General features: G+C 67.5%; 9 protein-coding genes and 1 pseudogene. 8 read left to right on the top strand and 2 right to left on the bottom strand.

The features are described from left to right. Positions 1 to 4 precede the first annotated feature (4 nt). Entirely contained in the window at positions 5 to 1,270 is a 1,266-nt protein-coding gene (locus ACR4XW_RS14280; RefSeq protein WP_434761240.1) for a sulfotransferase family protein, read from the top strand. Positions 1,271 to 1,282: 12 nt separating this feature from the next. Next, positions 1,283 to 2,443, top strand: a complete 1,161-nt coding sequence (locus tag ACR4XW_RS14275) for a sulfotransferase family protein (RefSeq protein ID WP_434761239.1) — start codon at positions 1,283 to 1,285, stop codon at positions 2,441 to 2,443. Positions 2,444 to 2,528: 85 nt separating this feature from the next. Here ACR4XW_RS14275 and ACR4XW_RS14270 read toward each other — a convergent pair whose 3' ends face one another. Further along, on the bottom strand, positions 2,529 to 3,305 hold the full coding sequence (locus tag ACR4XW_RS14270; protein ID WP_434761238.1) for an SDR family NAD(P)-dependent oxidoreductase: 777 nt from the start codon (positions 3,303 to 3,305) through the stop codon (positions 2,529 to 2,531). A gap of 146 nt (positions 3,306 to 3,451) precedes the next feature. Between ACR4XW_RS14270 and ACR4XW_RS14265 the strand changes: the two genes are divergently transcribed. Continuing rightward, positions 3,452 to 4,156 carry a TIGR03936 family radical SAM-associated protein gene (locus ACR4XW_RS14265; protein WP_434761237.1) on the top strand — a complete coding sequence of 235 codons (705 nt, stop codon included), beginning with the start codon at positions 3,452 to 3,454 and terminating at the stop codon, positions 4,154 to 4,156. 257 nt (positions 4,157 to 4,413) lie between these two features. Further along, a pseudogene (locus ACR4XW_RS14260) lies at positions 4,414 to 7,038 on the top strand (Rne/Rng family ribonuclease); the annotation flags it as partial. 904 nt (positions 7,039 to 7,942) lie between these two features. Here ACR4XW_RS14260 and ACR4XW_RS14255 read toward each other — a convergent pair. Beyond that, positions 7,943 to 8,917 (bottom strand): alpha/beta fold hydrolase, encoded by a 975-nt coding sequence (locus ACR4XW_RS14255; protein ID WP_434761236.1) that lies wholly within the window; start codon positions 8,915 to 8,917, stop codon positions 7,943 to 7,945. A gap of 220 nt (positions 8,918 to 9,137) precedes the next feature. Between ACR4XW_RS14255 and rplU the strand changes: the two genes are divergently transcribed. The 4 genes from rplU to proB are packed head-to-tail and all read left to right on the top strand — an operon-like array spanning position 9,138 to position 12,422. After that, the gene (rplU, locus tag ACR4XW_RS14250; RefSeq protein ID WP_434761235.1) at positions 9,138 to 9,446 is read left to right on the top strand and encodes a 50S ribosomal protein L21; all 309 of its coding nucleotides are present in this window, start codon (positions 9,138 to 9,140) and stop codon (positions 9,444 to 9,446) included. 9 nt (positions 9,447 to 9,455) lie between these two features. Next, positions 9,456 to 9,725 carry a 50S ribosomal protein L27 gene (gene rpmA, locus ACR4XW_RS14245; protein ID WP_434761234.1) on the top strand — a complete coding sequence of 90 codons (270 nt, stop codon included), beginning with the start codon at positions 9,456 to 9,458 and terminating at the stop codon, positions 9,723 to 9,725. Between the two features lie 43 nt (positions 9,726 to 9,768). Beyond that, positions 9,769 to 11,286 (top strand): GTPase ObgE, encoded by a 1,518-nt coding sequence (gene obgE, locus ACR4XW_RS14240; protein ID WP_434761233.1) that lies wholly within the window; start codon positions 9,769 to 9,771, stop codon positions 11,284 to 11,286. Further along, positions 11,283 to 12,422, top strand: a complete 1,140-nt coding sequence (gene proB, locus ACR4XW_RS14235; RefSeq protein ID WP_434761232.1) for a glutamate 5-kinase — start codon at positions 11,283 to 11,285, stop codon at positions 12,420 to 12,422. The genes obgE and proB overlap by 4 nt, the downstream gene beginning before the upstream one ends. Positions 12,423 to 12,430 lie beyond the last annotated feature (8 nt).

Here is a 12,430-nt window from a genome sequence, read left to right as displayed (position 1 = left end):
GCACATGTCAGCCCCGGACCTGGAGTTCCACAATCTCGGTCACCGAGAACTGACCCCCAACCAACAAATGGCCACCGATTACGCGAACGCGAACCCGGTGCCGTTCAACGTGGATGCGATCAAGGAAGCCGCCCGCGATGCGACCGGCCTGGACGACTTCGGCCCCGACGAGGACGCCCTGACCGAGCGGATGCAGGTCTGGGTCGACGTCGGCAACGAACCGATCCGTACCAACATGGCCCGGATGGCCATGTTCGGCCTGATGACCAAGTACCTGTCGAACCGGATGCGGGTGTACGACTTCGCGGCGCGACATCCCCAGGTGCGCGAGATCGAGATCACCAAGCCGGTGATGGTGATCGGACTGCCACGATCGGGCACCTCACACCTGGTGAACCTGATCGCCGCCGACTCCCGCTTCCGGGCCGCCCCGATCTGGGAACTCGATTCCCCGGTGCCGCCGCCCGGTGGCGGGCCCGGCCCCGACGGCATCGACCCGAGGTACAAGGCCCAGGAGCGCACCTGGGACATGATGACGGCCGGCAACCCGTACATGCATGCCTGGCACCCGATGCAGCCCTGGCGGATCGAGGAGGACATCGAGATCCTCGCCCAGGACTTCTCCGGTTACTACCCCGAACAGCTCTATCAGCACGCCGAACAATGGCGGGACTACTACCTGGCCCATGATCAGACCCCGCATTACGAGTACCTGAAGCTCGTAATGCAGATCATGACCCACTTCCGTCCCAAGGATCAGTGGGTCACCAAGTACCCGGCCCACATCGAGAACATCCCCGCACTGCTGAACGTGTTCCCCGATGCGATCCTGATCGAGACCCACCGCGACCCGGTGGCCTCGGTGCAGTCGATGGCCACGATGCACACCTACGTCGCCCAGCAATGGCAGACCGAGGTCGACCCGCAGCGGCACATGGACTACTGGACCGAGTTGTGCGCCCGGTTGAAGCATGCCGGTATGCGCGACCGACATCTGGTCGAACCCGAACAGATCGTCGACGTTCCCTTCGCGCCCTTCATGAGCGACAACTGGACCGCGATCCACACGATCTACGACAAGCTCGGCCTCGAGCTCACCGATCAGGCCCGTCAGGAGATCGACACCTTCATCGCCGAACACCAGCTCGGTGAGAAGGTCAGCCGGATCCGGTACGACGTGCGCCGCGACTTCCACACCACCCCGGAGGACATCCGGGAGCCCTTCGCCGAGTACGTGGCGAAGTTCGATATTCCGGCAGAGGTCACCTAGGAGAGGGCGTCCATGACGTTATCCGCGCAAGCCCAACAACTGCACGAACTGGCGATTCAGAACTCCGGTGGCCTGGACGATTTCGGGGACGTCGACAGCTACAGCGAAGGTCTGCACGTACTGCTCGATTCGCTGAACACCGAAGCCCAGTTGAACGAATTCGGCGTCGAATCCCTGTACGGCACTGTCGTCGGATATCTGATCGCCCGGCTGGTCGCCGAAGCGGGCTTCAAGGCGGTGCCCGGGGTGGCCGACATCGCGATCACCGAGCCCTTCTTCATCGTCGGATTGCCGCGATCGGGAACCACGGCCTCCCACCGGTTGTTGGCCTCCGATCCCCGACATCAGGCGTTGGAGATGTGGTTGGGCTTCAGCCCCCAGCCGCGTCCCCCGCGGGAGACCTGGGAGTCGAACCCGGCCTACTCGGTGTTCAACGAGCGGCTCAACTCTTCACGCACCGGGACGCCCCAGGGGCGCGGGCTGCACTATCTGCGGGCCGACCTGGCCGATGAGTGTCACCACCTGACCGCGCAGATGTTCGTGGCGAACAGTTTTCCGAGTACGGCCAACGTGCCGAGCTATGTGCGGTGGCTGGCCGACAACGACTACAAGGCGGCGATGCACCGGCACAAGCAGAACCTGCAGTTGATCGGGTCGACCAGCCCCGAGAAGCGATGGGTGCTGAAGAATCCGGGCTACACCGGGGCCCTGCCGGGCATCTTCGACGCCTATCCGGACGCCCGGGTGATCGTGATGCATCGCGACCCGGTGGAGACGATTCCGTCGGTGTGCAACGTGATCCAGTATTTCCAGAGCCCCACCTCACCGCTGGAGTCCGGTCGTCCGCTGGCCGATCTGATGTTGGACATGCTCGGTGGCGACATCGACCGCTTCCTGGCCCAGCGCGAACAGTTCGCCGACCGGATCGTCGAGGTGTACTACCGCGACTACGTCAAGGACCCGATCGCCATGATGCGATCGGTGTACGAGCGCTACGAGATGGACTTCGATTCCACCGCAGAAGCGGCGATGCGGGCCGAGTACGAGATCTCGATCAGCGGTGACCGGGCGCCGTCCGGCTCGTACTCACCGGCCGATTTCGGGATGACCCCAGAAGAGATCGACGAGCGGTTCGCCGACTACCTGGCCGCCTACCCGCGGCTGCGGGACTGAACCACCCAAGCGCGCAGACACAGCAGAGCGGTACCGCCCCGAGGGAAGCGGTACCGCTCTGTTGTGTCCGTGCTGGATCGTGCGTTCAGAGCGACGCGCGCGCACCACCGTCGATGCGCAGATCGGCGGCATTCCAGTAGACCGCGTCATCGGAGGCGGCGAAGCAGATGAAGGCGGCCAACTCGGCGGCCTCACCGGACTCCTCCTGACCCCACAGGTGCAGCAGGCGGCCGTACCAGTCGCCGTCGTAGTCCTTCACCTGCTCCCAGATGTCCCACATCATCTTGGTCTTCACACCCGAGGGGCTGAGCGACACCGCGCGGATGCGCTTCGGGGCCAGCTCCACCGCCAGACCCATGGTGGCGGTGACCAGTGCGGCCTTGGAGGCGCCGTAGGCGGTGAGTTCGGGCATCGCCTGGGTGGCAGAGGTGGAGGAGATGTTGATGATCGAGCTGCCGACGCCCTCGACCATGTGCGGCAGGGCTTCGGCGATCACGCGCATCGGGCCGTGGAAGTTCACGTCCATCAACGTGCGGGCCACCTCGGAGTCGTAGCCGGCGATCGGGGTCTTGACGGTCAGTCCGGCGACGTTGGCCACGACGTTGATCTTGCCGTCGAGGAACTCGGCGCCGGCCTTGACCGCTGCGGTGATCGAGGCTTCGTCACCGACATCGCAGGACGCGTAGTTGAACATGTCGGGGTTGTCGCACATCGACTTGGTCTCTTCGAGGCCCTCGGTCGAGCGGGCCAGGCCGAAGACCTTCGCGCCCTCGGCCACGAAACGGGCGGAAGTGGCTTGGCCGATGCCGGAGGAGGCGCCGGTGATCAGGACGTGCTTGCCGGCGAAGCGCGGTTGGGTCATGGTAAATCCTTTTCTCTGCGGGTGCGAGCGAGGTTATGGGGTCGTACCCGGGCACGCCAGCACATTCCCGTTGACCGAATCGGTTACGGATCGGCTATGTGTTCGCGCCCTCTCGGCAGTGGCCGGGCCGCCTATGCTGTGGGCTTGTGAGCAGTAATCGACGCCAACCCGAACAGCAGGCACCCCCGGTTCAGTGGCTGCGCGTGCAGTACGCCAAGCGGGGCCGGGCCCGGTTCACCTCACATCGTGACTTCAGCCGGGCCTTCGACCGGGCGTTGCGCCGCGCCGGGGTGCCGATGGCCTACTCCTCGGGGTTCAATCCGCATCCGCGGGTCTCCTTCGCCAACGCCGCGCCCACCGGTGCGGCGACCGAGGCCGAGTACCTGGAGATCGGCACCAGCGAGGTCTGCGACCCGGTACTGGTGCAACAGGCCCTCAACGATGCGCTGCCCACCGGCCTGTCGGTGCTCGCGGTGGTGGCGGGCACCAAGGGGAGCCTGGCCGACAAACTCACCGCCTCGTGCTGGCGGGTCGAGCTCACCGGGGTGCCGGACGGCCTGATCGAGGAGATCGTGCCGCAGTTCTTGGCCCGCGAGGGGGTCGAAGTACAGCGGATGACCAAGAACGGGATGCGCAGTTTCGATGCCCGGGCCGCGGTGGTCAGCGCTGCGGTCGAGGATGGGGGATTGCTGCTGGTGATCCGACACACCACACCCCTGGTGCGCCCCGATGATGTGCTCTCGGCGATGAGCCAGGTGGACGAACGCTTCGCCCCCGACGGAGTGCTGTTGACCCGGCTGGCCCAGGGCCCCCTGAGCGGCGACACGGTCGGTGATCCGCTCGCCGAGTGAGTCGCTGATCGGTGCTTTTGGGCAGGGTGTGCGATAGTGGACTCAGGTTTGGGTGCCGCCGGCACCCGAGTTCGGCACCGAGTTCCGCCCCGCAGATGACGACGGGGGTGGGATCGGCCGCGTACTCGACCGCGACGCAACAGCGACCGCGGGGGTACGTGCGACGTAGGTGTCGAGACCGCCAGCTTTCGGGTCGGCCCTGGCCGCCCGGTGTCCGGGATCGGGGTGCCGTCACACCCCGGCCTTGAGGAGCCTGCATGCTCGACAACGAAGAAAACACCACCCCCACCACCCAAGACGCACCGGCCAGGCCGGCTCGCACCCGCCGCCGGGCCGCCAGCCGTCCGGCCGGCCCCCCGCCCGAGGTCACCGTCGAGACGACTCCGGTGACCGAACCCATCACCAGCCCCGCCGCCGAGCAGCCCCCGGCCACCGAGACCACCCCCGCCACCGCAGCCGACGACACCGCTTCCGAGACCAAGCCGCCCCGCCGGCGCCGGGCCACCAAGCCCGCCGGTGAGCCCGCCCCGGTCACCGAAGTGGCTTCCGACGAGACACCCGCGCCGGTGACCGCAGCCGAGGACAAGCCGGCCCCGCGTCGCCGCAACCGGTCGACCGAGGCGAAGACCGATGATCAGAGCGATGCCGCGACCCCGGCCGAAGAAGCCGACGAGGCCCCGCGTCGCACCCGTACCCGTACCCGCCGCACGGCCGACACCCCGGTCGAGGCCCCCGAGGACTCGGCCGAACAGAAGTCGGAGAGCCGCGCCACTTCAGCGACAACCGAGGACGAGGCGCCGTCCGGCCGCACCCGTACCCGCCGCCGGGCGACCCGTCCGACCGCCGCCCCGCCGCCGGTCGAGAAGTTGGAAACCCTGCCGGTCGGTGAAGAAGCCGAACAGGCCACCGACGAAGAGGACGAGGCCACCGCCGACGCACACCTCGAGCAGGCCCCGGAGGAAACCGCCGAGGACAGCGGGTCGGTCGACGACAAGGCCGATGACGAGGCCACGTCCGATGACAACGACGCCGACGCCGAGGTCAAGGACGCCGACAAGGACGGCGAGGACAAGGACAGCGACAACGGCGACGACTCCGACGATGACTCCGCCGACGGCGAATCGTCCGGTACCCCGCGCCGCCGCCGTCGGCGCCGTGGTGGCCGTCGTCGCCGCCGCAGCGGGGACAGTGACAGCAGCGATGCCACCCCCGATGACGACTCCGACGACGAGGACGACAACGACTCGGGCGAGGACGACGACCAGCCTTCCGGCAGCGACGATTCGGGCAGCAGCAGCACCCGCCGTCGCCGTCGTCGCCGGCGCCGCCGCGGGGAGGACTCCGGCGGCTCGGACGACGACTCGATGGATGTCGTGGTGCGGGTGCGTGAGCCGCGTTCGTCGCGCAATGACGAGATCACCGGTATTGAGGGTTCGACCCGGATGGAGGCCAAGCGCCAGCGTCGCCGCGAGGGACGCCAGGCCGGCCGCCGCCGCACGCCGGTGCTCTCGGAGGCCGAGTTCCTGGCCCGTCGCGAGTCGGTCAAGCGCGAGATGGTGATTCGGCAGAACGACGAACTCACCCAGATCGCGGTACTCGAGGACGATGTGCTCGTCGAGCACTACGTCGACCGGGATTCGGCCGCCTCACTGATCGGCAATGTCTACCTGGGTCGGGTGCAGAACGTGCTCCCGTCCATGGAGGCCGCCTTCATCGACATCGGCCGGGGCCGTAACGCCGTGCTCTACGCCGGTGACATCGACTGGAGTGCCTTCGGTGAGGCCGGCGAATCGCGTCAGGTCGAGAAGGTGCTCAAGAGCGGCCAGTCGATCCTGGTGCAGGTCACCAAGGATCCGATCGGCGCCAAGGGCGCCCGGCTGACCCATCACATCTCGATGCCCGGCCGCTACGTGGTGTACTCCCCGGGCGCGCACCTGTCCGGCATCTCCCGCAAGCTGCCCGACACCGAACGGCAGCGACTGCGCGAGATCCTCTCGCGGGTGGTCGACGAGTCGGCCTCGGTGATCGTGCGCACCGCCGCCGAAGGGGTCAGCGAGAAGGAGCTGGTGCACGATGTGAACCGGCTCAAGGCCCAGTGGGAATCGATCGACAAGAAGCGCAAGGGCTCGGCCCCGCAACAGCTCTACGGCGAGCCCGACCTGACCGTGCGCATCGTGCGTGACCTGTTCACCGAGGACTTCGTCTCGCTGACCATCGACGGCAACGACGGTGATGACGACGCCTATGAGACGGTGACCGCCTATGTGGCCGACGTCGCCCCGCACCTGAGCGACCGGATCAGCAAGTGGGATCGCGATGGGGGAGACGTCTTCGCCGCCCGCCGGATCGACGAGCAGATCTCCAAGGCGATGGAACGCAAGGTGCACCTGCCCAGCGGTGGTTCGCTGGTGATCGACCGCACCGAGGCGATGACGGTGATCGATGTGAACACCGGCAAGTTCACCGGCACCGGCGGCAACCTCGAGGCCACCGTCACCAGCAACAACCTGGAAGCGGCCGAGGAGGTCGTGCGCCAACTGCGGCTGCGCGATATCGGCGGCATCATCGTGATCGACTTCATCGACATGGTGCTGCCCAGCAACCGTGAGTTGTTGCTGCGCCGCTTGGTCGAATGCCTGGGTCGCGACCGCACCCGCCACCAGGTGGCCGAGGTGACCAGCCTCGGGTTGGTGCAGATGACCCGCAAGAAGATCGGTACCGGTCTGGACAGCGCCTTCAGCGAACCCTGTGAAACCTGCCAGGGACGGGGTTACCACGTGCACGACATGCCGGTGGCCACCCAGACCCAGGCCGATGGTGGCGAGCGGCGCAGCCGCAGCGGACGCAACCGCCGCAACAAGGGCGGCGGCAACGGTTCGGCCAAGGACGAGCACAAGCAGCAGCAGTCCGAGGACAAGAACGGCGAGGCCGAGAACCAGAGCCACAACCGCGAGGAAATCATGAAGGTGGTTGCGGCCACCGTCGGTGGTTCCCACAAGGATGAGGAGGCCCCCGAGTCTGCCGAGCCCACGGTGCAGGATGCCGAGGCTGCCGACAAGCAGGCCGAGACTTCTCAGCAGCAGGACGAGCCCAAGCAGGACGAGCCGAAGCAGGCGGAGCAGAAGCCGAAGTCGTCCTCGAAGGGTAAGCAGAGCAAGCCGGCACAGTCCGGTGCGGGCGAGGACGAGGTCAAGCCGGCCCGACGTCGCCGCAGCAGCTCCAAGTCGGCCGAATCCAAGGCCGACACCGGAGCCAAGGGTGACACCGGAGCCAAGTCCGACGCCGAGCCGAAGACCGATGCCCCGGAGAAGAAGGCCGATACCTCGGAGAAGAAGGCCGATACCTCGGACAACGACGCCGAGTCGGGTGAGCAGGATGCCAAGGCCGACGATGCCAAGACCGAAGATGCCAAGGCCGCGCCCAAGCGCACCCGCAGCCGCAGCACCAGGGCCAAGAAGCCCGCTGCCGAGGCGGTCGAAGAGGGCCAGCCTGAACCGCCGGTTGCCCAGCAGACCGAACTCGCTCCCGAGGGCGACGCCCTGCGCGCCGCCGAACCGGAGTCGTCCGAGGACTGATCACCGGGGTTCACCCGAGCGATGAAGCGGCTCCGTCACCGAGAGGTGGCGGAGCCGCTTTCGTCGTGTGTTTGGGCCGGTGGATGAAAACGCACCCCAACCGGGCCGATAGGGCCAGAAAGTGCCGGATACCCGGCTCTGGGGTGCGTTTGTATCCATCACCGACGGCGGCTCCCGCCACGGTGACGGGGCAACGGTCGGGATGAGCGGGTCAGTCCAGACCGGCGAGGAAGTCGAGGAAGATCTTGTTGACCTCCTCGGCAGCCTCCATCTGCACGAAGTGACCCGCACCCTCGATGATGTGGATATCGGTCAGGTTCGGGGCCAGATCGCGCATCGACTCCAGGCCGGCTGCGCCGAACATCTCCACCACGGTGTCGCGTGCACCGGCCACGAACACCGCCGGGCACGTGATCGGGTCGTCGGCGAACTCGGCCGTCTGCTCCCAGACCAGGTCATTGGCCCGGTACCAGTTCAGTCCGCCGGTGAAACCGTGCCCGAAGCCCTCGACATACACGTCCAAGTCCTGTTGGGTGAGCCACGGCCAGGGCAGTTCGGGGGTCTCGGGCAGCACATCCAAGTACCCCAGCCGGCGCCCGTCCGGGCCGTAGCTCGGCTGCTGCCAGAGGTCGAGGTAGTGGAACCCGCCGCTGAGGGCGAAGAACACCCGGCGCAGGAACTCCTCGGTGCGCGGGTTGATCTCGGCCTCGGCCATTCCGGGTTCGCGGAAGTAGTCGTAGTGCAGGAAGTGCTCCTCGGCCATCGCCGCGTAGGTCTCCGAGGGGCGCTGCGGGGCGCGGTGCATCATCGGCACGCTCACCCCGATCACCCCACGAATCCGGTCGGGTGCCCAATGCGGCAGATCCCAGGCCAGCGTCGCCCCGAAGTCGTGTCCTGACACCACCGCCTCATCGATGCCGAGGGCGTCGAGCACACCGAGCGCATCCGAGACCACCTTGTCGCGACCGTAGGCCTCGACCTCGGTCGGGGCATCGGTGCGGCCGTAGCCGCGCATATCGGGGGCGATCGCGGTGTAGCCGGCCTCGGCCAGGGCACGGATTTGATGCCGCCACGAGTAGCCCAATCCGGGGAAACCGTGCATCATCAATACCGCCGGGCCCGATCCGGCCATCGTGACGTGCATGGACAGGCCGTTCGCATCGACCTGCTTGTGCTCAAAGTCCATTGTTCCTCCTCAGTGCATGCTCAATGTAGGGAAACCGGGGCGGGCGGAGCGGAAAGATCCCGCTGGTTTGACCGGTTCGCGGGTGCCGCCTAACATTGATCCTCGGTGCGCACGCGGTGCGGTTGTATTCCTGCAGCGATTTCGTCTCCACGTCCCAACGGATGGTTGGTCCGGTGAGCACCGCGTGAAAGTTTTCCAGGCAGAAGAGAGTGGGTCAGGCGTGTACGCGATCGTGCGCAGTGGCGGCCGCCAGCACAAGGTGGCCGTTGGCGATGTCCTCGAGATCGACAAGGTCGCCGACGAGGTGGGTTCCTCGGTTCAGTTGCAGCCGCTGCTGGTTGTCGACGGCGACACCGTGACCTCGGAGGCCAAGGCGCTGGACAAGGTGAAGGTCACCGCTGAGGTGCTCGCCGAGACCAAGGGCCCGAAGATTCGGATCTTCAAGTACAAGAACAAGACCGGGTACCGGCGGCGCCAGGGCCATCGCCAGCGCTACACGCAGGTCAAGGTCACCGGGATCGAGAGCTGAGGTAGCGACATGGCAACAAAGAAGGGCGCGTCGTCGACCCGTAACGGTCGCGACTCCAACTCCAAGCGTCTGGGCGTCAAGCGTTTCGGCGGCCAGACCGTCAGCGCCGGCGAGATCCTCGTCCGTCAGCGCGGCACCTACTTCCATCCCGGCACCGGCGTGGGCCGTGGTGGTGACGACACCCTCTACGCCCTGGTTCCCGGCGAGGTCGAATTCGGCAACAAGCGCGGCCGCCGGGTCGTGAACATCAAGACTGCCGAGGTGGCCCCGTCGGCCTGAGTGCCGACGACAGGATCACCCGGACAACGAAGGAGGAGCGCCGATGGCGATTCCATCGTTCGTTGACCAAGTAACGCTCAACGTGGCCGCCGGAAACGGTGGCCACGGTTGCGCTTCGGTGCGTCGCGAGAAGTTCAAGCCCCTCGGTGGACCCGACGGCGGCAACGGCGGCAACGGTGGCTCGGTCACCCTGCGCGTCGACCCCGGGTTGACCACCCTGGTGGACTACCACCGGCAATCACATCGGCGCGCCCAGAACGGTGAGCCCGGCCGCGGTGACAACCAGAACGGCGCCAACGGCGACGACATCGTGCTGCCCGTGCCGATCGGTACCCAGGTCAGCGACGCCGCCACCGGCGAAATGCTGGCCGACCTGGCCCACCACGACGACGAGGTGGTGATCGCCACCGGCGGTCGCGGTGGTTTGGGCAATGCCGCACTCGCCTCCCGCACCCGCAAGGCCCCCGGTTTCGCCCTGCTCGGCGAAGAGGGCGAGGCACGCAAGATCATCCTCGAACTGAAGGTCGTGGCCGATGTCGGCCTGGTCGGCTACCCGAGCGCGGGCAAGTCGTCCCTGGTCGGGGCCATCTCCCGGGCCCGACCGAAGGTGGCCGACTATCCGTTCACCACGCTGACCCCGCACCTGGGTGTGGTGGTCGCCGGCGACACCACCTTCACCGTGGCCGATGTGCCCGGCCTGATCGAGGGCGCCAGCGAGGGCAAGGGTCTGGGCCACGACTTCCTGCGCCACATCGAACGTTGCGCCGCCCTGGTGCACGTGGTCGACCTGGCCACCTTCGAGCCCGGACGCGACCCGGTCTCCGACCTGCGGGTGATGGAGGCCGAACTGGCCGCCTTCGGTGGCCTGGAAGACCGTCCCCGCCTGGTGGCGCTGAACAAGATCGACGTTCCCGATGCCGCCGAACTGGCCGACATCGTCCGCGACGAGGTCGCCGCCGAGGGCTGGCCGGTGTTCGAGATCTCCACCAAGACCGGTCAGGGCCTCACCGAACTCATCCACGCGATGGCCGATATCGTCCGGCAGCGCCGGGCCGCGACTCCGGCACCGACCGCCAAGCGGATCGTGTTGCGCCCCGAGCCGGTGCGCAGCGGGCCGGAGTTCACCATCACCCGCGAGTACGACGCCGAGGTCGGCGATGTTTGGCGGGTGCGCGGCAGCAAGCCCGAGCGCTGGGTGCGCCAGACCGACTTCAACAACCCCGAGGCCGTGGGGTACCTGGCCGACCGGCTGAACCGGGTGGGCATCGAGGACGAGTTGCTCAAGCTCGGCGCCCAACAGGGTGAAGCGGTCGCGATCGGCGACCCGAACCCGGTGGTGTTCGACTTCGCCCCGCAGATCGACGTGGGCGCCGAGATTCTGTCCCGGCGCGGTGAGGATCATCGCCTCGAAGAACTGCGCCCGGCCGCCGCCCGTCGCCGGATCCGCGACGAGGAATACCACCGTGCCAAGGCCGGCGACGACCTCGACGAGGACGACGACAACCTCGACGACGACGACTGGCTGCACGAGGACTGGACCGAGGAACCGGATCGGCAATGAGAAACACCGTGGCCCGGGCCCGGCGGGTGGTGGTCAAGGTCGGTTCATCCGCGCTGACCACCGACGAGGGCGGGGTGGACCTGCGCCGCCTGCATGCCCTGGTGGACGTGCTCGCCGCGAACAAGCAGCAGGGCCGCGAAGTGATCCTGGTCTCCTCCGGCGCGATCGCCGCCGCCCTGGGCCCGCTGCGGCTGGCGAACCGGCCCAATGATCTGTCCACCCAGCAGGCCGCGGCCGCGGTCGGCCAGGGGCTGCTGATCGAGCATTACACCCAGCGTTTCGCCCAGCACGGCATCGTGGTCGGCCAGGTGCTGCTCACCGTCGACGACCTGACCCGCCAACAGCACTACCGCAACGCCCACCGCACCGCCGAACGGTTGCTGGAGCTGGGGGTGTTGCCGGTGGTGAACGAGAACGACACCGTCGCCACCCACGAGATCCGCTTCGGTGACAACGACCGACTGGCCGCCCTGGTCGCCCACCTGGTGCACGCCGACGCGCTGGTGCTGCTCACCGACGTCGACGCACTGTACAGCGACCACCCGTCCAAGCCGAACGCCCGCCGCATCGAGGAAGTGCGCTCGGCCGCCGACCTGCGCGACATCGACATCTCCCGACGCGGAACCGCGGTCGGCACCGGCGGCATGCAGACCAAGATCGAAGCCGCCCGGATCGCCACCTCGGCCGGAATCCCGGTGGTGTTGGCGAAGGCCTCCGCAGCCGCCGACGCCCTCGGGGGGCAACCGGTGGGCACGATCTTCCATCCCACCGGCAAACGTCGTCCGACCCGGCTGTTGTGGCTGGCCCACATCACCGAGGCCAAGGGTGAACTCGTCGTCGACGACGGAGCGGTGCGCGCCCTGACCGAACGCAAGGCGTCGTTGTTGCCCGCCGGGGTGGTGCAGGTGCGCGGCACCTTCCGCGCCGGCCAACCGGTCGATGTGGTCGCCGCCGACGGCACCCTGATCGCCCGGGGGCTGACCAACTACGCCGCCACCGAACTACCCGACCTGATCGGGCGCAGCACCACCGATCTGGTGGCCGAATACGGCCCCGGCTACGAGCGCACCGTGATTCACCGCGACGCGATGGCACTGCTGGTCAAGCGGGGAGAACCGGCCCGCAGCCGGAACTGACGGCGGTG

Source organism: Pseudenemella bisphenolivorans, assembly GCF_051133435.1.
Classification (GTDB): Bacteria; Actinomycetota; Actinomycetes; order Propionibacteriales; family Propionibacteriaceae; genus JAAYAO01.
The sequence above is the reverse complement of the archived record's forward strand: the minus strand, read 5'-3'. Positions and strand labels throughout refer to the sequence as shown.

What these genes read in the sequence shown, in the direction of transcription:
- ACR4XW_RS14280 (WP_434761240.1), top strand. Translation starts at nt 5, where the DNA reads ATGTCAGCCCCGGACCTGGAGTTCCACAATCTCGGTCACCGAGAACTG.
- ACR4XW_RS14275 (WP_434761239.1), top strand. Translation starts at nt 1,283, where the DNA reads ATGACGTTATCCGCGCAAGCCCAACAACTGCACGAACTGGCGATTCAG.
- ACR4XW_RS14270 (WP_434761238.1), bottom strand. Translation starts at nt 3,305, where the DNA reads ATGACCCAACCGCGCTTCGCCGGCAAGCACGTCCTGATCACCGGCGCC.
- ACR4XW_RS14255 (WP_434761236.1), bottom strand. Translation starts at nt 8,917, where the DNA reads ATGGACTTTGAGCACAAGCAGGTCGATGCGAACGGCCTGTCCATGCAC.
- rpmA (WP_434761234.1), top strand. Translation starts at nt 9,456, where the DNA reads ATGGCAACAAAGAAGGGCGCGTCGTCGACCCGTAACGGTCGCGACTCC.
- obgE (WP_434761233.1), top strand. Translation starts at nt 9,769, where the DNA reads ATGGCGATTCCATCGTTCGTTGACCAAGTAACGCTCAACGTGGCCGCC.
- proB (WP_434761232.1), top strand. Translation starts at nt 11,283, where the DNA reads ATGAGAAACACCGTGGCCCGGGCCCGGCGGGTGGTGGTCAAGGTCGGT.